Below are 20,767 nucleotides of genomic sequence, written 5' to 3'. Positions count from 1 at the left end.
GATCGCATCCAAACGCGCCGCGCCACTGTGCGGGCCAGCGCACTTCCTCGTGAAGTGTCATCGCCAACCGCGAGCTCATGCTCGCATGACAGGAAATCGATACTGTGACTGCCCGACTTTCAAGACTCATGCTCCCATGTGTCAGCGCCTTGATGGCCGTGCTCTGCACGACCGCCAAAGCCGGGGACTGGGACTACAACGACGCGTACTGGCCCAAGTCCCTCTGGGCTCGGGACAAGTGGCAAATGGACTGGATGTCGACCATCCCCGACGACCGTCCATTGCTCAAGATGTCCCTCCCTGGCACTCACCAATCCGCCTCCAACGGTTATGGTGGCGACGCCATCCAGAACCAGAGCCTCAGCATCGCTGATCAGCTGAAGGCGGGCATTCGTTTCCTGGACTTCCGATGCCGACTCATCGACGGCAGCCTCCAGTTCCACAACTACGACGTGTGGATGCGCAAGAGCTGCGCGAGCGGCATGGCCGACGTGGCCAACTTCCTGGCCGAACATCCCAAGGAAGCCGTCATCGTGTCGATGAAGCAGGAGTACTCCAACGCTCCCAACGCCGTCTTCCAGGGGGCATTCAACCAGATGGCAGCGAGTTTCTCCGGCTCGATCTGGAAGGGGGACACACCGAATCCACTGCTGGGAAAGGTACGAGGCAAGATGGTGATCTTGAATCGAGGATGGGACCAGTCCAGCCAAGACTACTCCACGCTCCTCGGCGCCAACTTCGATGTCCTCTACAGCCCCCAGATGTCGAGCAACTGGGACCTGTATGACCGTTGGACCAAGGTCAAGTCGCGGCTGGGCGGGTTCGCTGAAGGCAACGCCGCCAAGGTCACCTTCATCGTGGGCACTGGCGGATCGTTTCCGTATTTCGCGGCCGGCGGACGCTCGTCAATGTATGGAGGACATCTGTTGACCGGACGGACAACGCCCGGCTGGAACAGCAGCTACCCTGACTTTCCGCGGGACGACTGCTTCATCGGCATCTGCAGCATCTTCTTCAAGGGGCTCAACGAGCTGACAGCCGGCTTCCTCAAGCAGCAGATGCCCACCTACGTCGGCATCGTGGTCGCAGACTTCCCTGGCAAGCCACTGATCGACGCCATCATCGAGCGCAATGCCAGTGCATGGAAGTGGGCGGGGACCGCGCAGAAGAACGAGGTCTTCATCTACAAGAACCCTTATACGAAGACGGTGGACTTCCTCGCCGCCAAGCGCGACGGCAGCTACGGCTACTTCCCGATCGACGGCAAGGACAACAACGACTGGCTGTTGCTGGGTCGCGAGTTCCCGACCAAACCGGGTGCCAAGTACTGGATCGCCAACGGCTATTCGAATGCGGGGGACCTGTATGTCTACCGGAATCCGTTCAGCCACACCATCGAGTACTTCCGCGCGAAACAAGGCGCTTTCTACGACAACCAGAAACTCTGGCTCCCAGTCGACCAGACCTCCAACGCGTATTGGGAGATCGTGCACTGAGTGAGTGAGTGAGTGAGTGAGGCACGTCACTCCGTGACCCTCAGATCAGGGCGCCAGGGGCGCCCTGACTTGCTTCCAGGGACCCAACACCTGATGCAAGGCAGGCTTCACGCCAAAGCGACCTGTCCGAGGGTGAACGACCTCAGCGGGACGGCAACTGATGGGTGACCTGAGCCCTGCGGGCGGATCGCATGAAAGCGCGCCGCGTTCACTGCGCAGGTCACCGCACCTCCCCGTGAAGTGCCATCGCCATCCGCGAGCCGTCGCTCGCATGACAGGAGAGCCATCCCGTGACTGCCCAACTTTCAAGACTCATCGCCCCCAGTGTCAGCGCCTTGCTGGCCGTGGTGTGCACCACCGCCAAGGCTGGCCCCTGGGAATACGAAGACGCCTATTGGCCCAAGCCGCTGTGGGCTGGGGATCAGATGCAAGCGGATTGGATGTCGACCATCCCGGACGACCGCCCGTTGTTCAAGATGTCCATCCCGGGTACGAATCAATCCGCGACCTACGGCGACCACACCAGAAGCCTGGCCTACCAAAGCCAAAGCCTCAACCTCGTGGACCAGTTGCAGGCGGGGATTCGCTTCCTGGATTTCCGCTGCCGCCTCACCAACGGCAGCCTGCAGTTCCAGCGCGAGGAGCTGTCAATGCGCAAGAGCTGTGGCAGCGGCATTTACGACGTGGTCAGCTTTCTGAAGCGACATCCCACCGAAACCGTCATCGTGTCGCTGAAGCAGGAATATTCCACGGCTTCCAGCGAAGAGTTTCTGACGGCCTTCAACAGGATAGCTGCGGACTTCGCCCCATGGATGTGGACGGTGGACACCTTGGCACCGACGCTGGGCAAGGTGCGGGGCAAGATCGTGATCCTGAACAACTATGCTTGGGACGAATGGGATATTGACAAATCAGGGATCCCGATCCGCCACTTCAATGTGCTCAACAGATTCGAGAATTCGACGAAGCAGTTCCCTTACGAACAGTTTGTGGCGACCCAGGCTCGACTGAAATCGTTCCCGGACCCCGCCGCGTACTACATCACGAACCTCGCGTCCTCCGGGACCTACCCTCCGTATGTCTCGGCAGGCGCACGCACGTCGATGTTCGGTGGCCATCAGGCGACCTTCCTGAGGGTGCCTGAGTGGGATCTGGCCTACCCTGAATTGCCGCGGGACGTCTGTGCCGGCGGAACTGCCCGATGCATCTACTACATGGGGATGAACGAGATGGCAGCCGGCGTGATCAAAAAGGAGATGCCGGCTTACGTGGGCATCGTCGCCGCAGACTTTCCGGGCAAGCCGCTGATCGACGCCATCATCGAACGCAACGCCAGCGCATGGCAGGCAAACGGCACCGCCCAGGCGCAAGAGCTCTTCATCTACAACAACCCCTACACGAAGACGCTCGACTTCTTGGTCGCCAAGCGAGCCGGACGCTACGGCTACTTCCCGATCGACGGTAAGGACAATGGCGACTGGGTTCTCATTGGCCATGAGTTCCCGGCCAAGCGCGGGGCCAAGTACTGGGTGCCCAACGGCTACTCCAATCCCGGCGACCTGTATGTCTATCGGAACCCCTACACCCGCACGGTCGATTACTTCCGAGCCAAGTACGGCACCTATTACGAGAACCAGCACCTCTACTTGCCGATCGACCAGAAGTCCAATGCGTACTGGACGAGCGAGCAATAAGTGAGGAAGGCCCACCTTGACGGGCCATGACGCGCCATGATGCATGGCGCGTCATGTTGCGCGGCAGCACGGAATGACACGGAACTCCGCGATGCCGCGCACCGGCGTTGCGACCACAGTGCAGAAGGCGCGCGGGCTGCGGCACATCGCGTGCGCCGCAGCCCGCCGTAATTCGAGCCCGCAAGGCGGGCCGGCCTCACTCGCCCAGGTAGGCTGCCCGCACCTTCGGATCGGTCAGCAGCGTCCGGCCTTCACCCTGCATGGTGATCAACCCGGACTCCATCACATAGCCGCGATTGGCGAGTTCCAGCGCCCGGCTGGCGTTCTGCTCGACCAACAGCACGGTGACGCCCTGTTGGTGGATGTCGTTCACCACCTCGAAGATCTTGTCGACCATGATCGGCGACAAGCCCATCGACGGCTCGTCCAGCAACAGCACCTTGGGACGGGCCATCAGTGCACGGCCCATGGCCAGCATCTGCTGCTCGCCACCGGACATCGTGCCGGCCAGTTGGTTCCGGCGCTCCTTCAGGCGGGGGAACAGGCCGAACACCTTGTCGATGTCCGCATCCACCTCCTTGTCCTTGCGGATGTAGGCGCCCATCATCAGGTTCTCGGTGATGGTCATGCGGGTGAACGTGCCGCGACCTTCCGGCACCATCACCAGGCCCTGCTTGGCCAGGTCCCAGGCGCCCTGGCCCTTGATCGACCGGCCCATGAACTGGACATCGCCCACGGCCACCGGCTGCAGACCCGTGACCGCCTTCAGCGTGGTGGTCTTGCCCGCGCCGTTGGCACCGATCAAGCTGACCAGCTCGCCCGCACGCACTTCGAAATCGACGCCCTTGACGGCCTGGATGCCGCCGTATGCCACTTTCAGGCCGGAGACCTGAAGCAGGATGTTGTCTGCCATCTTGTTGAGTCCTTGGATCAGTGGGCGTGAGCCGCATTGGCACCGAGATAGGCCTCGATGACCTTCTCGTTGCGCTGCACTTCCGCCGGCGTGCCTTCGGCGATCTGCTTGCCGTAGTCCAGCACGGTGACGCGGTCGCACAGACCCATCACCAGCTTCACATCGTGCTCGATCAGCAAGATGGTGCGCCCATCGTTGCGGATGCGGTCGATCAGTTCGCGCAGCACCACCTTCTCGGTCGCATTCATGCCGGCCGCCGGTTCGTCCAGAGCGATCAGCTTGGGATCGGTGGCCAGCGCGCGGGCGATTTCCAGGCGACGCTGGTCGCCGTAGGACAGCGTGCGCGCCTTGAATTCGGCGTACTTGCCGATGCCGACATAGTCCAGCAGCTCCTGCGCCCGGGCCGCGATCTCGGCCTCTTCCTTCTTGAAGCCCGGCGTGCGGAACACCGCCCCCAGCAGCCCCGAGTGGGTGCGCACATGGCGCCCGACCATCACGTTCTCCAGCGCGGTCATGTCGGCGAACAAGCGGATGTTCTGGAAGGTGCGGGCGATGCCGGTCTTGGCGACCTGGTGCACCGCCTGCGGCCGATAGGCCTGACCACCCAGCTCGAAGCTGCCGGCGTCCGGCGTGTAGAGGCCGGTGATCACATTGAAGAAGGTGGTCTTGCCGGCGCCATTGGGACCGATCAGGCCATAGACCTGGCCCTTCTTGATCTCGATGCCGACTTCGCTCAGCGCTTGCAGGCCGCCGAAGCGCTTGGACACACCGGCGACTTTCAGTACGGTTTCAGTCATTCGTCTTTGCTCCTGCCGGTGTTCAGGCCGCGTTGGCGGTTTTGGCGGAATGGTCGGGGCCATCCACCGGCGTCGGGGCGGCCTTGCCGTGCTCCGGCGACGGCCACAGACCGCGCGGACGCAGCAGCATGATCACGATCATCGCCAGCGCAATCAGCAGCTGACGCAGGATGGCGGCATCCAGCCGGCCGTCCGTCATCTGTTGCAGCGGGCCGGCCACATAGCGCAGCACTTCCGGCAGCGCGGCCAGCAGCAGCGCCCCCAGGATCACGCCCGGAATGTGGCCGATGCCGCCCAGCACCACCATCGCCACGATCATCACCGACTCCTGCAGGCTGAAGGACTCGGGCGAGACGAAGCCCTGGAAGGCACCGAACATCGAACCGGCCACGCCGCCGAAGGTCGCGCCCATGCCGAAGGCCAGCAGCTTCATGTTGCGGGTGTTGATGCCCATGGCCTTGGCGGCGATCTCGTCTTCGCGGATGGCCATCCAGGCGCGACCGATGCGCGAGTTCTCGAGCCGGTAGCAGATCACCACCGAGCCGATCACCAGTGCCAGGAACAGGTAGTAGTACATCGACACCGACTGCACGGTGAAGCCGAAGAACTCATGCGACTGGCTGAACTCGAAGCCGAGGAAATGCACCCCGTCGATCTGGCCGATGCCGCGCGGGCCATTGGTGATGTTCAGCGGATATTCCATGTTGTTCAGGAACACCCGGATGATCTCGCCGAAACCCAGCGTCACGATGGCCAGGTAATCGCCGCGCAGCTTCAGGGTCGGCGCGCCCAGCAGCACACCGAACAGGCCCGCCAGCATCGCCGCCACGATGATGGCGATGATCAGCGGCAGATGCAGGCCCTGCGGGAAGTTGGCCGCAATGGTCTCGAAGTTCTCCGCCAGGTGCGGGCTGTTGAGCAGCGCGAACAGATAGGCGCCGACTGCATAGAAGGCCACATAGCCCAGGTCCAGCAGGCCGGCATAGCCCACCACGATGTTCAGGCCCAGGGCCAGCAGCACATACAGCAGCGCCAGGTCGATGATGCGCACCGGCCCGTTGCCCAGCTGCTGGGTGAACAGCGGCAGCGTGAGCAGCACGGCGGCGGCGATCAGGAAGACGATCAGCTTGTTGAATTGTTTTTGCATGAGTGGGTTCTCCTCTGGCCTCAGGCGCGGTCGGCGACACGTTCGCCCAGCAGGCCGGACGGACGCAGCGTCAGCACCAGGATCAGCGCAACGAAGGCAAAGATGTCGGCGTAATGGCTGCCCAGCACGCCGCCGGTCAGGTCACCGAGGTAGCCGGCGCCGATGGCTTCGATCAGCCCCAGCAGCACGCCGCCCACCATCGCACCGGCCAGGTTGCCGATGCCGCCCAGCACCGCGGCGGTGAAGGCCTTCAGTCCGGGCATGAAGCCCATCGAATGCTGCACCGTGCCGTAGTTGGCCGCCCACATCAGACCCGCCACGGCCGCCAGCGCGGCGCCGATGATGAAGGTCAGCGAGATCACCGCATCGGGCTTGACGCCCATCAGCGCAGCCACCCGCGGGTTCTCGGCGGTGGCGCGCATCGCGCGGCCCATCTTGGTGTGGTTCACCAGGAACAGCAGGCCGCCCAGGATGACCACCGTCGAGACCAGGATCAGCACCTGGGTCACCGTGATCACCGCACCGGCGATCTGGATCGGCTCGGTGGGCAGCAGTTGCGGGAACGGCTTGGGGTTCGGCTTCCAGATGATCATGGCCAGCGTCTGCAGCAGCAGCGACATGCCCATGGCGGTGATCAGCGGCGCCAGGCGCGGCGCATTGCGCAGCGGCCGGTAGGCGATCTTCTCGATCGCGAAGTTGAGCACCATGCAGACCACCACCGCGCACACCAGCGCGATGATCATCAGCAGCCAGCCCGGCAGGCCCAGCCCGGCGAGCGCGGTCACCACCGTCCAGCTCACCAGCGCGCCCACCATCAGCACCTCGCCGTGCGCGAAGTTGATGAGGTTGATGATCCCATACACCATCGTGTAGCCCAGTGCGACCAGGGCATACATGCTGCCCAGCACCAAGCCGTTGATGATCTGCTGAAAAAGTATCTCCATGAAGGCCCCGGCAATCTGTTGGACATGGCTTTCGCCAGCGACCGGTCACAAGGTGCAACCCCCGTGCCAATCTTCACGTTTCAAGGGTAATCACCGACCCAGAACACCCTCTGGGCCGGGATCGGTGCGCTATTCGCAGTCTCGGCGAGCAAACGCTGGGCGGAAATCCGCACAAACCGCCTCGACAGCCGGGCGATTCCCCGCCAACCCCAAAAATCGGGTGCCGCATGGTGCACGACATCTGACACTTTGGGCACACTAGGTGACGTTTTTCGTCTCACATGGATCAGGCAGTTCCTCACTCAAACATCAGGGCCCGGGCCACTCATTTATTGGGGCGGCCGAGTTTCTATCTCTATCTGACCGCGGTGCTGATGATGCTGGGGCTGGTGTTCGGTCACCGGCTCAGCGAACGCGCCGGCCTGATCCAGCTCTCTGCGCTCGCCACCGAACGGCTGGAGCTGTATGCCTCCAACCTGTCGACCGAACTGAGCCGCCACGCCTATCTGCCCAGCCTGCTGGCGATCGATGACCGGGTGACCACGCTGCTGCAGCGCCCGGACGATGAGGCCCTGCGGGGGCAAGTCGGCCAGATGCTGGCGCGGGTCAATGTGCGGGCCGGCACCACCCAGATCTTCCTGTCCGATGCCGAGGGCCAGGTGCTGGCCGCCAGCGAGGCGGTCACCCCGCCGCCGCGGCTGGCCCAGGCGATCGCGCAGGACCGCCACCATTTCTTTGCCTCCGATGCGGGCGATGGCGTGGCCAGCACCAATTTCTATCTGCTGCAGGCGGTGCGCCGCCAGCAGCGTCTGCTGGGCGTCATTGTGGTCAAGCTCAACCTGGCGCCGCTGGAAGCCACCTGGGTGGACCTGGGCCTGCGTTCCCAGGGCGAGCGCATCCTGGTGGCCGATGACCAGGGCGTGGTGATCATGAGTTCGGTCGAAGCCTGGAAGTACGCCGTGCTCAACCAGGCGGACGACGCCCAGCGCGATCAGTTGCAGGCCAGCGCGCGATACCCCCGTGCGGTCGGCCCGGACCTCGGCCTGCCCGCCGTGCTGGAGGCCTACGACAGCCGACTGGTGCGCGCCCCGGCGCCCGCCAACACCACCCTGCTGGCCCAGGAGCGGCAGCTGCTGCCGCTGGGCCTGCGCTTGCTCGCGCTGTCCGACCTGTCGGAGGTGCGTCGACAGGCGCGGCTCGCCGCCTGGAGCGGCGCCGCCTTCGGTGCGGCCATCGGCATGCTGCTGCTCTATCTCGCTTCACGCCGCAAGACGCTGCGTCAGCTGTTCCTGGCCAAGACGGAACTGCAGGATGCGCATGTGCAGCTGGAACGCACGGTGGATGAACGCACTGTCGAACTACGCCGGGCCAACGACGAATTGAAGGACCAGATCAACCAGCGCCGGCAAGCCGAAGGGGAATTGCTGCAGACCAGCAAGCTGGCGGTGCTGGGGCAGATGTCCGCCGGCCTGTCGCATGAAGTCAACCAGCCGCTGACCGCCTTGCGGGCCCTGGCGCGCAACTCGCAGCGCCTGCTCGAAGCCGGCCGCACCCAGGCGGTGGCCGACAACCTGCAGACCATGGATGAGATGGTCGAGCGCATGGCGCAGATCACCCGGCAGCTCAAGAGCTTCGCCCGCAAGGCCGAGCAGGTGAATGCGGCCGTGCCGCTGCTGGCCTGCGTGCGCAACGCGCAGCTGCTGCTGGAGCACCGCACCCGCGCGCTGGATCTGCGCATCGACGTCGCCGTGCCCGGCGGCCTGCGCGTGCGGGCAGAGGGCAATCGGCTGGAGCAGGTGCTGGTCAATCTGTTCGCCAATGCGATCGACGCGATGGTGGCCGATCCGACCGCGCCGCTCGGCCCGGCGGCGTCGCGCGAGTTGGCGGATGACCTGCCCACCGGCGCGTCGCCAGCAGCGCAACCAGCGCAAGCCGCCCACGCGTCTCACGAAGGCCTCCACGATACGGCCGACGCCCCCTTGTCGACGTCCTCGGCGGTCAGCCATCGGCTGCGGATCGAAGCCGTGCCGCTGGACGACGGCCGACGCGCGCTGATCAAGGTGCAGGACAGCGGTCCCGGGCTGGCGGACGATCATCTGCAGCGGCTGTTCGAGCCCTTCTTCACCACCAAGCCGGCGGGCGAAGGGCTGGGGCTGGGGCTGGTGATTTCATCCAAGATCGTTCACGAGTTCGGCGGCACGCTGCGTGCGCAGCGCCTCGAACAAGGCATGAGTTTCGAGTTCGACCTGAGCGTCGACACCTGGCAGGCGGAGGAAGAGACATATGTTTGAGGGCTACAAGGTCGTGTTCGTCGAGGACGACCTGCCGGTGCGGGTCAGCCTGACCCAGACCCTGGAACTGGAGGGCCTGTCGGTGATCCCCTGCCGATCGGCCGAGGAAGCCCTGCCCCATGTGCAGCCGGGCGCGCAGATCGTCCTCATCACCGATGTGCGCCTGCCGGGCATGGACGGCCGCGCTCTGCTCGCTCATGTGCAGGCGACCGATCCCGACATCCCCGTCATCCTGATCACCGCCCATGGCGATGTGCAGATGGCGGTGCAGGCCATGCGCACCGGCGCCTACGACTTCATCGAGAAGCCCTTCGCGCCGGAGCGTCTGCTCGACACCACCCGCCGCGCGCTGGACCTTCGCATGCTGCGCCATTCCGCCGACGAACTGCGCCAGCAGCTGCAGCGCGCCAGCGGCATCGAGGCGGCCTTGCTGGGCCGCTCGGCCTCGATGCAGCAACTGCGTCGCCAGGTGCTGAACCTGGCCTCCACCTCGGCCGACGTGATGATCCTCGGCGAGACCGGCACCGGCAAGGAGCTGGTGGCCCGTTGCCTGCACGATCAGAGCCCGCGGCGGGATCGGCACTTCGTCGCCATCAATTGCGGCGGTCTGCCGGAGGCCTTGTTCGAAAGTGAATTGTTCGGTCATGAGCCGGGTTCGTTCACCTCGGCGGCCAAGCGGCGCATCGGCAAGATCGAGCATGCCAACGGCGGCACCTTGCTGCTCGACGAGATCGAAACCATGCCGATGCCGCTGCAGATCAAGCTGCTGCGGGTGCTGCAGGAACGCCGCATCGAGCGGCTGGGCTCGAACGAGGAATTGCCGATCAATGTCCGCTTCATTGCCGCCAGCAAGGCGGACCTGCGCGAGCTCGGCGATCGCGGCCAATTCCGCAACGACCTCTATTACCGGCTGGACATCGCCACCTTGCAGCTACCGCCGCTGCGCGACCGGCGTGAGGACATTCCGCTGCTGTTCGAGCATTTCGTGGCCCAGGCCTGCGTGCGCTATGAACGGGAGGCGCCGGAGCTGACGCCGGAGAAGCTGCGCGAGCTCATGGCCCACGACTGGCCGGGCAATGTGCGCGAGATCCGCAATGCCGCCGACCGCTTCGTGCTGGCGCTGGATGACCTCGATCGCCAGGAAGCCCTGCGCGACCTGCCCAGCCTGCACCTGGCCCGTCAGATGGAGCTGGTGGAGAAGGCGCTGATCGAGCAGGCCCTGCGGCGCACGCAGGGCAAGGTGCCGGCCGCCATGGAGCTGCTCGGCACCCCGCGCAAAACGCTCTATGACAAGCTCAACCGGCACGGGATCCAGCTGGACGATTTCCGCTGAACCTGGCGGCAGTCCTGGTGGAACGCCTGGCGGCGTTCAATGCGCTCGACAGGCTGAAAGCCAGTCTGCAGAGGTTCGGCGAATCGTGCCGCGCGCGTCGCGCGTGGCGATTCCGCCGCGCAGTTGCGCTCAGACCTGCGAGGTCGTGCGCGACGCTGCCTGATCGAGCACCGCCTTGAGCTGGTCGATGGTCGTCGGTTTGACCAGGTAGGCGGCCGCGCCGCGGCGCACCGCTTCGGCGGCGTCGGCGGCGTCGGACAGGCCGGTCAGCAGCACCACGGTCATCGGGCCGTCTCGCAAGGCCTCTTCAATGAAGTCCATGCCTTGGCCGTCCGGCAGCGCCCGGTCCAGGATCAGCACATCCGGCCGATGCTCGGCCAGCCGCCGGCGCGCTTCGCCCAGCGACGCGGCCGTCGCGGCGTCATAGCCCTCCATCTCGAGAAGGATGGCCAGGGTCTCGCTGGATTCAAGGTTATCGTCGACGATGACGGCGTACGGCATGGCGGTCTCTGCAAGTAATGGAACAGGCGTGCGCGGCAACGCGCCGGACACGATGCATCGAGGGTCCGCGCAGCGGAGAGGTCGCGGAGTGTCGCCGCAAATCCAGCCGGGTCGGTTGCCGCAAGCCTGCCCACCGTGCTGGTGATCACATGACACGCCGCCCACCGCCGCTCAAGGCCGTGATGCGATGGGCGAGTACCGGGCAAAAAGCGTTCCCGTCACGCGCCGTGCATTTGTTGCGAAAGCCGCATCCCATCGACATTCGGGGCCCGGTATTGCGGGGGTGTACCTGCTGCTCAACCGTGCCCTTTCTGACCATAATCCGCCCGCCGCGAGATCCGGCCCTTGCCGGACGCACTGCCTTGCCCGTTCCGCAAGGCTTGGCTCGCTCCCGCCCCCTGGCGCGCCGATTGCCCTACGCTGGCAGCCTCCCTTGCTTCCGATGACGACCGACGACGACTTGCTACCCCGACTGCGCCGCAGCACCGGTTCCCTTCACCAGCGGATCGAGGAGGTGCTGCGTCTGGAGTCCCCCATGCCGCTGGCCCGGTACGGCCAGGTGCTGCACGGATTCCATGAATTTCTGCAGCTTTGGGAGCCCCGTGTACGCGCGGCGCTGCCCGAGTCGCTGCACGGCTGGTTCGACCTGCGTCGCCGCAGCCCGCTCGCCGCGCGCGACCTCCGCCACTTGAACCCGCCTGTGGCGCCCGAGTGGCGCGAGGCGGCCCGCGTCGCGCAGGATCAGATCCAGCTGGAGTCACCCGCGCAGGCGCTGGGGGCGCTCTATGTGATCGAAGGCTCCGCGCTGGGTGGCCAGGTGCTGACGCCGCAATTGGCGGCCCTGCATGGGCTGTCGCCAGAACGTGGGCTCAGCTATTTCCATGGCTTCGGCGATCGCACCGGCGCGATGTGGCGCGAATTTCGACAACTGCTCACCCGCGAGGTGGGCGAAACCCCCGAACAGATCGACGCCGCTTGCCGCGCCGCGATGCAAACCTTCCAGGCGCTGATCACCACCTTCGAAGGGCTCGACCCGATCGAGGCGATGACGCGGCCTTCCTTGACCCACACTGCGCCCCCGGCGGCCCCGACCGGACGCGGCGTGCCCACCCCGCCCCTCCCCGCATCCGGCTCCCCGCACCTTGCCGCCCCGGCGGACACGGCGCCTGACCACCCCGGACGGGCAGCGGCGGGTGACGACCCGTCGGAACGCCGTCCTTGCTGCGCCTCGGCGCCTTGATGAGGCCATGACCGCCGCGCCCACCATTTCCGACGCTGACCTGGCGAGCTGCGCCAGCGAGCCGATCCGCATTCCCGGTGCCATCCAGCCGCATGGCTGGCTGGTGGTGGCGGATGCGCTGACCGGACGCCTGGTGGCCTACAGCCGAAATTGGCCCGACCTGCTGAAAGCGCCCGACAACGAGGTCGACGCCGCGATCCACGACCTGTTGAGCCCGATCGTCCAGACCCGCCACACGCTGGTGGATGGCGAAGGTCCGGTCTCCTGCGGACCGCTGATCGCCGGCGGCCGCCGCCTGCATGTGTCCGGCCACCGCCTGGGCGAACTCACCTATTTCGAGCTGGAAACCGAAGCGGAAGACGCCGGCCCCCGCGCGCCGATCTACAGCCTGGCCCGTCATCTGGTGCCCTTGATGCAGCGCACCGATTCGGTCGACGCGCTGTGCCGCCTGGTCGTCAACGAAATGAAACGGCTGACCGGCTTCGGTCGCTGCCTGGCCTACCGCTTCGATGCCGAGGGCCATGGCGAGGTCCTGGCCGAAGCGCGTGATGCGGATTACGACGCCTACGCCGGTCACCACTTTCCGGCGGCGGACATCCCCAGCCAGGCGCGCGAGCTCTACCGCATCAACCACATCCGACTGATCCCGGATGCGGACTACCAGCCGGTGCCGGTGCGCTTTGTCGATGGTCGCGAGCCCACCTCGCTCGACCTCTCCCAGGCGGCGCTGCGCAGCGTCTCGCCGGTGCATCTGCAGTACATGCGCAACATGGGCACGCTGGCCTCGATGTCGGTGTCCATCATCGTCGACGGCCAACTCTGGGGTCTGGTCTCCTGCCACAACCACGCGCCGCGCCACCTGTCCTGGCAGGTGCGCATGGCTTGCGAGCATCTGGGGCAGTTGCTCTCGCTTCAGATCGAGGCCAAGGAAGAAAACGAACGGGTCAGCGAACAGCTGCGATTGCGCCAGCTGACCCTGGCCATCGTCGCCCACCTGTCTGACAGCGACGCCACACTGCAACGCCTGATGGCCGAGCCCGGGCCGCTGCTGCGCCTGGGTCGGGCCACCGGTGCGGCGGTGATCCTCAACGACCAGTGCTGGTCGGTGGGCGAGACCCCGGCGGCCGGCGCCCTGATCCAGCTCGGCCAATGGCTGGGCAACCGCATCGACGAGGTCGACCACACCGACCGCCTCGCCACCGACGCCCCGGCCCTGGCCGACGCGCTGGGCGGCGCGGCCGGGTTGCTGGCCATCTCGATCTCCAAGCTGCATCGCCACTACATCGTCTGGTTCCGACCGGAGATCGTGCAGACCATCGTCTGGGCGGGTGATCCGCGCAAGGAGCTGGACAACCCGAAAGGCCGGCTGCATCCGCGCCTGAGTTTCGCCAGCTGGCGTCAGCAACTGGGGGGCCGCTCGCTGCCCTGGACCCAGGGCGAGGTGCATGCGGTGCAGGAGCTGCGTCAGGCGCTGATCGGCATCGTGCTGCGGCGTGCCGAGGAGATGGCGGAAGTGGCCATGGAGCTGGGGCGGGTGAACAAGGAGCTCGAAGCGTTCTCCTACACCGTGTCCCACGACCTTCGCGCGCCGATGCGGCACATCGCCGGTTTCGTCGACCTGGTGGTGGAGATGGAAGGGGCCGGCCTGTCCGAACGTTCCCGGCGTTATCTCACCCATGTGAAGGAAGCCTCCGCCCATGCGGGGCAACTCGTCGATGCGCTGCTGGATTTCTCGCGCATGGGGCGCTCGGCCATCAAGCCGGTGTCCCTCAACACCGAGCATCTGGTGGACGACCTGATCGCCGAACACAACGCACAGCACGGCGCTCAGCACAGCGCACAACACGGCGCACAACACAGCGCCCTGCAAAGCCCGCCCCGGTCCGCCGACGCGAACGGCGCGGCCCGGGAAGCGCCCATCGAGTGGACCGTTCACCGGCCGCTGCCGCGTCTGTGGGGCGATCCGGTGCTGCTGCAGGTCGCCGTGCGCAACCTGATCAGCAATGCGGTCAAGTACAGCCGCCAGCGGCATCCGGCGCGCATCACCATCGAACCGGTCCAGAACGAGCACGGCGTGGGCCTGAGCATTTCGGACAACGGCGTCGGCTTCCAGATGAAGTACGTCGGCAAGCTGTTCGGCGTCTTCCAGCGGCTGCATCAGAACGAGGCCTTCGAAGGCACCGGCATCGGACTGGCGAGCGTGCGCCGCATCGTGGAACGCCACGGCGGCCAGGTCGATGCCTGGGGCGCTCCCGACGAAGGCGCCCGTTTCACCTTCGTGCTGCCCACCCGCGAGATGGCGGCCGCCCCATCCACAGCGCCGGCGCCACCGTCGGTCGATCGCTCATCGGCCCTGGCCGCGTTGATGTCTTCCGCGCTGTCGGCACAATCTCCTCCTCCCCGTTCCACCGATCCGCACTGAGATGCTCAAGCCCATCCTTCTCGTCGAAGACGACGCCCGCGACCTCGAACTCACCCTGGTGGCGCTCGAACGCAGCCAACTGGCCAATGAAGTCATCGTGGTGCGAGACGGTGCCGAGGCGCTGGACTATCTCAACCGCGAAGGCGCCCACGCCGAGCGCGCCGAAGGCAACCCGGCGGTCATCCTGCTGGACCTGAAGCTGCCCAAGGTCAACGGGCTGGAAGTGCTGAAGACGGTGCGCGCCACCGAGTCGCTGAAATCCGTGCCGGTGGTGATGCTCACCTCCTCCCAGACCGAATCCGACGTGGTGCAGAGCTACGCGCTGGGCGTGAATGCCTATGTGGTCAAGCCGGTGGAGTTCCAGCGCTTTGTCGCGGCCATCGCCGACCTCGGCGTGTTCTGGGCCGTGTTGAATGAACCGCCCCCCGGCTCGCTGCGCTCGTCCCGCCGTTATGAGTGACACCACCGGCTCGACCGGGCCGTCCGGCGTGCCCGGCGCGCCCGATCCGGCGGGAAGCCCCGGCATGATGGGCTCAGACGGCCACTCGACCGAATCGACGGGATCGACTGGACCGACCGCGCCCGCAGCCGCCGCGGCCCACAGCGCCTCCAGCGCCGCACGTGCCGCCGCAGGCGCCGGGGCGGCTGCGGTCTGGGCCGCCTCCGGGACTTCGGGCCCCTCCGCCACGGCGGGCAACGCACCGGCGGGCCTCACTGCGGGCCCGGGCGAGCCTGCGGGCGCTGCCGCGCCGCTGGAGATCCTGCTGCTGGAAGACTCGGCCTTCGATGCCGAACTGCTGCAGGCCTCGCTGGACCACACCCATCCGCGTGCCCGGGTCACCTGGGTGAAGGATGAGGCCGGCCTGCTGGGGGCGCTCGAGACGCAACGCTTCGACCTGATCCTGTCGGACTATCAACTGGCCGGCTTCAACGGCGCCGAAGCGCTGACGCTGGCCCAATTGCATGCGCCGGGCACGCCTTTCATCTTCGTCTCCGGCGTGATCGGCGAGGAAAACACGGTGGAGCTGCTCAAGCGCGGCGCCACCGACTATGTGATGAAGGGCCGACTGACGCGCCTGTCGGTGGCCATCGACCGCGCACTGCGCGAGGTGCGTCAGCGCGAAGCCCAGCGGCTGGTGGAAGCCCAGTTGCGCGAGGCCGATGCGCTGTATGCGCGCGTGGTGGACTCGCTGCAGGAATATGCGGTGATCCTGCTGGACACCGAGGGCCGCATCCGCGACTGGAACCAGGCGGCGAGCAGCATCTTCGGCCACACGCTGGACGAGGTGCGCGGGCGCTCGGCCGAGCTGCTGCTCACGCCCGAGGATCGCGCCGCCGGTGTACTGGATCGCCAGCTGGCCGAGGCGCTCACCCAGGGCTCCGCCCGCGATGATCGCTGGCTGATGCGGCAGAACGGCGGCCGGCTGCGGGCCGAAGGCGCGGTCACGCCGCTCTACAGCGTCTCCGGCGAGGCCACCGGCTTCTCCAAGATCATCCGTGACATCACCCCGGCCTTCGAAGCGCGCGAGGCCCTGCGTCTGGCCAAGGAAGAGGCCGAGCGGGCCAGCGAGCTCAAGGACCAGTTCCTCGCCGTGCTCTCGCATGAGCTGAGGTCGCCGCTGAGCGCCATCACCGGCTGGGCCGACATCCTCAACAACTTCTCGGACGCCCATCCGCTGCTGGGCAAGGCCTCCACCGTGATCCGGCGCAATGCGCAATTGCAGGCGCGCATGATCAACGACCTGTTGGACATGAGCGCGGTCGTCGCCGGCAAGCTGCGTCTGCAGACGGCCCCGCTGGACCTGGCCAATCTGGCTTCGGAGACGGTGCTGGGCTCGCTGCATGAGGCCCAGGGCAAAGGCGTGGCCCTGAATTGCCATGCGGACGGCACGGTCTGGATCAACGGCGACGTGGAGCGGCTCTCCCAGGTCATCGCCAACCTGGTCGGCAATGCGATCAAGTTCACCGACCGGGGCGGCCGAGTGAATGTGGAGGTCCATGTCGACGGTACCGAAGCGGTGCTTCGGGTGAGCGACACCGGCCGCGGCATCTCTCCCGCCTTCCTCCCCTATGTGTTCGACCGGCTGCGGCAGGAGGACGGTTCGTTCACCCGCAAGGCTGGCGGTCTCGGCCTGGGCCTGGCCATTGCGCGGGCCATTGCGGAGCTGCATCAGGGTCAGATCAGCGCCCACAGCCCGGGGCCGGGCTGTGGAGCCTGCTTCGAGCTGCGTTTGCCGGTGCTGGAAGACTGCGCCCTGCCGCCGCCCCCGGCCACCGGAACGATGGCGCTCTCCGACGACAGCCTGGCCGGCGTGCGGGTGCTGTTGGTGGACGATGAAGAGGATGCGCGCGAGGTGGGTCAGGTGGCCCTGAGCCGGCTGGGCGCGAAGGTGCGCGTGGCGGGCAGCGCGGCCGAAGCGCTGGCCGTGCTGAACGACGAACGCTTCGACCTGCTGGTGTCCGACATCGGCATGCCCGACATGGACGGCCGGTCCCTGATCCGCGAAGTGCGCCGCATGCCCGGCGGCAGCGCGGCCGATCTGCCTGCCGTGGCACTCACCGCCTTCGCGATGGTGTCGGACCGGCAGGAAGGCCTCGCCGCCGGCTTCCAGGGCTATGTGGCCAAGCCGATCGAGTTGGGCACCCTCACCCGCGCCATCCGCGAGGCGCTGGACGGCCGCACCTGCTGAGGCGAGGACCCTCGACCCATGGCACGGACCGCAAGCCGCGTGAGCCGGCGCGACAGGCGGCCTGACGCGGCCGCCGCGAGCACTCAGAACCGCTGCCGCTGCATGTACTCGTCGAAGCCGGCTTCGGCGAAGCGGAACCAGAGGTTCTGGTCGCGCCGGAACAGCGCGTAATCCTCGTAGACCTTCTTCCAGTTCGGGTTCTTGGCCGACAGCTCGCTGTACAGCGCCATCGACTCCTTGAACGCCAGGTCCATCACCTCGGTGGGGAAGCGCATCAGGCGCGTCTTGTTGCCTGCCACCAGTTGTTTGAGCGCGATCGGGTTGAGCACGTCGTACTTGGCCTGCATGTCGACATGGGTGTGCGACGACGCTGCCTGGATGATCGCCTTGTACTCCGGCGTCAGCGCCTCATAGGCCTTGGTGTTGATGTAGAAATCGACCTGCGGGCCGCCCTCCCACCAGCCGGGGTAGTAGTAGAACGGCGCCACCTTGTGGAAGCCCAGCTTGAGATCGTCGTAGGGCCCGACCCATTCGGCGGCGTCGATGGTGCCTTTCTCCAGCGCCGAATACAGCTCGCCGCCAGGCAGGTTCTGCGGCACGCCGCCCATGCGTTCGATCACGCGACCGGCAAAGCCGCCGATGCGGAACTTCAGGCCCTTGATGTCGGCGGCGGACTTGATCTCCTTGCGATACCAGCCCGCCATCTGCGCGCCGGTGTTGCCGCCGGGAAAGTTGATGATGTTGTAGTTCCGGTAGAACTCGCGCATCAGCTTCAGGCCGTTGCCGTGATAGGTCCAGGCGGTCATCTGCCGCGAGTTCAGGCCGAACGGGATCGCGGCGCCGATGGCAAAGGTCTCGTCCTTGCCGAAGAAGTAATACGGCACGGTGTGGGCGATCTCCACGGTGCCGTTCTGCACGCCGTCCACCACGCCGAAGGCCGGCATCAGCTCGCCGCCGGCATGCACACTGATCTGGAACTTGCCGCCGCTGAGCTCGCTCACCTTCTTGGCGAAGACCTCTCCGCCGCCGAAGATGGTGTCGAGCTGCTTGGGAAAGCTGGAGGCCATGCGCCACCGCACCTGGGTCTGCGCATGCACGATGGCCGGTGCCGCACCGGCGGCCAGCACGCCCGCCAGGCCGGCGTTCTTGACGAATGATCGACGCTCCATGAAGTCTCCTCGTTGGTTGAATTGATCCTCGCGGTCCGGTCGCGGCACGCGTCCTCGGCGGATCGTCGTGCCTCGCGACCTGACCCGGGTCGGTGGAGGTGACGGCAGGATCAACCAGCGCAGGTCGAACGTCAACAAGGGAGACCCGAAGGGCGACCGATCCCGTGGCCAGGATGACCTCGGCGGGAGGGACATGTCAGGCCGCCCCGTCCTCGCGATCGGGTGTGGCAGCGCATCTCATGCCGAATGGGCCAGCCAGGCAGCCTCGAACGACATCAAGGCATGTGCAGGCGCGTCATCGCGAAGGTGTGCAGGCGCCTCAGGGCGACATTGCGTCATTCCTCATCGCTTCATCGCGGCATCGCAGCATCGCGGCATGACGTCATGGCCTGGAAATGCAAAACGCCTGACGGCGCCTCGGATCGAGGCGCCGTCAGGCGCTGGTGTCATGGCGGCGTCCGCTGCTGCGGGCCGCGCACGGGTCGGTCGTCTAGCGTGCCACCGTCAATGGGCCCCGCCCGCATCCACCGGCGCGCCGACCTTCGGCGGCCGCTTGGTGATCCAGACAAAGGCAATCAGCACGATGAACAGCACCCCCGAGGCCAGGAAGATGTCGTCCGCTGCACGGGTGAAGGCCTGCTGGTCGATCAGGCGGTTCAGGTAGCTCAGCGCCTGCTCGTAGCTCATGCCGGCTGCCTGCAGCGTGCTCAAGGTCTGGCCGGCCACGGGATCGCCGACGGCGATGTGCTCCACCAGATGGCTGTGGTGCAGGGTCGCGCGGTTCTCCCACAGCGTGGTGGAGATCGAGGTCCCCATGGCGCCGGCGGTGATCCGCACGAAGTTCGACAGGCCCGCCGCCGCCGCAATGCGCTCCGGCGGGATGCCGGACAGCGTGAGCGTGGTCAGCGGGATGAAGAAGAACGCCAACGCCGCGCCCTGAAGGATGGTCGGCACCATGATGGTGGCCAGGTCGGTGTCGGTGGTGAAGAACGAGCGCATCGTCAGCACCACGCAGAACATGACAAAGGCAAAGCTCGCCATCCATCGTGGATCCCACACCGCGACCTTCTTGCCCGCCACCGGCGACAGCAGGATGGCCAGCACCCCCACCGGTGCCAGCGCAAAGCCGGCCGCGGTGGCGGTGTAGCCCATGTGCTGCTGCAGCCACAGGGGCAGCAGCACCACATTGCCGAAGAACAGGCCATAGGCCACCGACAGCACCGCCGCACCGAACAGGAAGTTGCGCCGAGCAAACAGCCGCAGGTCCACCACCGGGTGCTTCTCGGTCAGCTCCCACACCACGAACACCGCAAAGCCCACCACCGCCAGCACCGCCAGCAGCTGGATCTGGCCGGAGGCGAACCAGTCCAGTTCCTTGCCCTTGTCCAGCATCACCTGCAGCGAGCCCACCCACAGCACCAGCAGGGCCAGGCCGATGGTGTCGATCGGCAGTTTCTTGATCGGCGTTTCGCGGTGTCGGTAGATGCTCCAGGTCAGGCCGGCAGCGAACAGGCCCACCGGCACGTTGATGTAGAAGATCCACGGCCAGGTGACGTTGTCGGTGATCCAGCCGCCCAGCAGCGGCCCCACCACCGGTGCCACGAGGGTGGTCATGCCCCATAACGCCAGCGCCGTGCCCGCCTTGTGCTTGGGATAGCTGGACAGCAGCAAGGTCTGCGACAGCGGAATCATCGGTCCGGCCACCAGGCCCTGGAACACCCGGGCCACGATCAGCATTTCCAGCGAGTGGGCGAAGCCGCACAGCCAGGAGGCCAGCACGAACAGCAGCACGCTGGTGGTGAACAGCCGCACTGCGCCGAAGCGCTGGGTCAACCAGCCGGTCAGCGGCACCGAGATCGCGTTGGCCACGCCGAAGCTCGTGATCACCCAGGTGCCCTGCACCGGGCTGACGCCCAGGTCGCCGGCAATCGCCGGCAGGGACACGTTGGCAATCGACGAGTCCAGCACATTCATGAAGGTCGCCAGCGACAGCGAGATCGTGCCCAACACCAGGGCAGTGCCCTGGAGTGGCGCGGGCGCTGTCGGGGCGCCTGGAGCCGGTGTACTCATGCTCGTCTTCTTGTTGGAGGTCTTGCGATGGCCCCAGCCGCGCCGGCATCAGCCCGCCCG

General features: G+C 66.2%; 15 protein-coding genes. 8 read left to right on the top strand and 7 right to left on the bottom strand.

Translation table 11 applies throughout. The features are described 5' to 3' along the window. Window positions 1–128 precede the first annotated feature (128 nt). The gene (locus N4261_RS10970; RefSeq protein WP_261760181.1) at window positions 129–1,496 is read left to right on the top strand and encodes a phosphoinositide-specific phospholipase C-related protein; all 1,368 of its coding nucleotides are present in this window, start codon (window positions 129–131) and stop codon (window positions 1,494–1,496) included. 290 nt (window positions 1,497–1,786) lie between these two features. Continuing rightward, the gene (locus N4261_RS10965) at window positions 1,787–3,190 is read left to right on the top strand and encodes a phosphatidylinositol-specific phospholipase C domain-containing protein (RefSeq protein WP_261760180.1); all 1,404 of its coding nucleotides are present in this window, start codon (window positions 1,787–1,789) and stop codon (window positions 3,188–3,190) included. A 196-nt stretch (window positions 3,191–3,386) separates the two neighbouring features. Here the strand turns inward: N4261_RS10965 and N4261_RS10960 are convergent, their stop codons facing one another. From N4261_RS10960 to N4261_RS10945, 4 genes are read right to left on the bottom strand one after another with little or no spacing between them, the layout of a single operon-like run. Beyond that, window positions 3,387–4,103 carry an ABC transporter ATP-binding protein gene (locus N4261_RS10960; RefSeq protein ID WP_261760179.1) on the bottom strand — a complete coding sequence of 239 codons (717 nt, stop codon included), beginning with the start codon at window positions 4,101–4,103 and terminating at the stop codon, window positions 3,387–3,389. Between the two features lie 17 nt (window positions 4,104–4,120). Next, the gene (locus N4261_RS10955; protein WP_261760178.1) at window positions 4,121–4,900 is read right to left on the bottom strand and encodes an ABC transporter ATP-binding protein; all 780 of its coding nucleotides are present in this window, start codon (window positions 4,898–4,900) and stop codon (window positions 4,121–4,123) included. 22 nt (window positions 4,901–4,922) lie between these two features. Then, window positions 4,923–6,047, bottom strand: coding sequence for an ABC transporter permease subunit (locus N4261_RS10950; RefSeq protein ID WP_261760177.1), 1,125 nt, complete (start codon window positions 6,045–6,047; stop codon window positions 4,923–4,925). Between the two features lie 20 nt (window positions 6,048–6,067). Continuing rightward, window positions 6,068–6,991 carry a branched-chain amino acid ABC transporter permease gene (locus N4261_RS10945; RefSeq protein WP_261760176.1) on the bottom strand — a complete coding sequence of 308 codons (924 nt, stop codon included), beginning with the start codon at window positions 6,989–6,991 and terminating at the stop codon, window positions 6,068–6,070. 332 nt (window positions 6,992–7,323) lie between these two features. Between N4261_RS10945 and N4261_RS10940 the strand changes: the two genes are divergently transcribed. Beyond that, window positions 7,324–9,282 (top strand): sensor histidine kinase, encoded by a 1,959-nt coding sequence (locus N4261_RS10940; RefSeq protein WP_261760175.1) that lies wholly within the window; start codon window positions 7,324–7,326, stop codon window positions 9,280–9,282. Further along, complete coding sequence (locus N4261_RS10935) at window positions 9,275–10,615, top strand: sigma-54-dependent transcriptional regulator (protein WP_261760174.1); 1,341 nt, start codon at window positions 9,275–9,277, stop codon at window positions 10,613–10,615. Before N4261_RS10940 ends, N4261_RS10935 begins: the two co-directional genes overlap by 8 nt. 129 nt (window positions 10,616–10,744) lie before the next feature. On the opposite strand, the gene N4261_RS10930 is transcribed toward N4261_RS10935, so the two are convergent. Continuing rightward, entirely contained in the window at window positions 10,745–11,116 is a 372-nt protein-coding gene (locus tag N4261_RS10930) for a response regulator (protein WP_261760173.1), read from the bottom strand. Window positions 11,117–11,558: 442 nt separating this feature from the next. Here N4261_RS10930 and N4261_RS10925 point away from each other — a divergent pair, with 442 nt between their 5' ends. From N4261_RS10925 to N4261_RS10910, 4 genes are read left to right on the top strand one after another with little or no spacing between them, the layout of a single operon-like run. Beyond that, the gene (locus N4261_RS10925; RefSeq protein WP_261760172.1) at window positions 11,559–12,356 is read left to right on the top strand and encodes a biliverdin-producing heme oxygenase; all 798 of its coding nucleotides are present in this window, start codon (window positions 11,559–11,561) and stop codon (window positions 12,354–12,356) included. Window positions 12,357–12,363: 7 nt separating this feature from the next. After that, window positions 12,364–14,778 carry an ATP-binding protein gene (locus N4261_RS10920; protein WP_261760171.1) on the top strand — a complete coding sequence of 805 codons (2,415 nt, stop codon included), beginning with the start codon at window positions 12,364–12,366 and terminating at the stop codon, window positions 14,776–14,778. A gap of 1 nt (window position 14,779) precedes the next feature. Then, entirely contained in the window at window positions 14,780–15,238 is a 459-nt protein-coding gene (locus tag N4261_RS10915; protein ID WP_261760170.1) for a response regulator, read from the top strand. Next, on the top strand, window positions 15,231–17,468 hold the full coding sequence (locus tag N4261_RS10910; protein WP_261760169.1) for a hybrid sensor histidine kinase/response regulator: 2,238 nt from the start codon (window positions 15,231–15,233) through the stop codon (window positions 17,466–17,468). The genes N4261_RS10915 and N4261_RS10910 overlap by 8 nt, the downstream gene beginning before the upstream one ends. An 83-nt stretch (window positions 17,469–17,551) precedes the next feature. Here the strand turns inward: N4261_RS10910 and N4261_RS10905 are convergent, their stop codons facing one another. Both N4261_RS10905 and N4261_RS10900 read right to left on the bottom strand, forming a co-directional pair. After that, window positions 17,552–18,637 carry a TRAP transporter substrate-binding protein gene (locus N4261_RS10905; protein ID WP_261760168.1) on the bottom strand — a complete coding sequence of 362 codons (1,086 nt, stop codon included), beginning with the start codon at window positions 18,635–18,637 and terminating at the stop codon, window positions 17,552–17,554. A gap of 504 nt (window positions 18,638–19,141) precedes the next feature. Then, window positions 19,142–20,707, bottom strand: a complete 1,566-nt coding sequence (locus N4261_RS10900; protein WP_261760167.1) for a DHA2 family efflux MFS transporter permease subunit — start codon at window positions 20,705–20,707, stop codon at window positions 19,142–19,144. Between the last annotated feature and the right edge of the window lie 60 nt (window positions 20,708–20,767).

Origin of the sequence: Roseateles amylovorans, from assembly GCF_025398155.2 — a bacterium.
Classification (GTDB): domain Bacteria; phylum Pseudomonadota; class Gammaproteobacteria; order Burkholderiales; family Burkholderiaceae_C; genus Roseateles; species Roseateles amylovorans.
This window is presented reverse-complemented; position numbering and strand designations above follow the sequence as displayed.

Coding starts and splice junctions, on each gene's coding strand:
- N4261_RS10970 (WP_261760181.1), top strand. CDS start 129: ATGCTCCCATGTGTCAGCGCCTTGATGGCCGTGCTCTGCACGACCGCC.
- N4261_RS10960 (WP_261760179.1), bottom strand. CDS start 4,103: ATGGCAGACAACATCCTGCTTCAGGTCTCCGGCCTGAAAGTGGCATAC.
- N4261_RS10955 (WP_261760178.1), bottom strand. CDS start 4,900: ATGACTGAAACCGTACTGAAAGTCGCCGGTGTGTCCAAGCGCTTCGGC.
- N4261_RS10950 (WP_261760177.1), bottom strand. CDS start 6,047: ATGCAAAAACAATTCAACAAGCTGATCGTCTTCCTGATCGCCGCCGCC.
- N4261_RS10945 (WP_261760176.1), bottom strand. CDS start 6,991: ATGGAGATACTTTTTCAGCAGATCATCAACGGCTTGGTGCTGGGCAGC.
- N4261_RS10935 (WP_261760174.1), top strand. CDS start 9,275: ATGTTTGAGGGCTACAAGGTCGTGTTCGTCGAGGACGACCTGCCGGTG.
- N4261_RS10930 (WP_261760173.1), bottom strand. CDS start 11,116: ATGCCGTACGCCGTCATCGTCGACGATAACCTTGAATCCAGCGAGACC.
- N4261_RS10925 (WP_261760172.1), top strand. CDS start 11,559: ATGACGACCGACGACGACTTGCTACCCCGACTGCGCCGCAGCACCGGT.
- N4261_RS10920 (WP_261760171.1), top strand. CDS start 12,364: ATGACCGCCGCGCCCACCATTTCCGACGCTGACCTGGCGAGCTGCGCC.
- N4261_RS10915 (WP_261760170.1), top strand. CDS start 14,780: ATGCTCAAGCCCATCCTTCTCGTCGAAGACGACGCCCGCGACCTCGAA.
- N4261_RS10910 (WP_261760169.1), top strand. CDS start 15,231: ATGAGTGACACCACCGGCTCGACCGGGCCGTCCGGCGTGCCCGGCGCG.
- N4261_RS10905 (WP_261760168.1), bottom strand. CDS start 18,637: ATGGAGCGTCGATCATTCGTCAAGAACGCCGGCCTGGCGGGCGTGCTG.
- N4261_RS10900 (WP_261760167.1), bottom strand. CDS start 20,707: ATGAGTACACCGGCTCCAGGCGCCCCGACAGCGCCCGCGCCACTCCAG.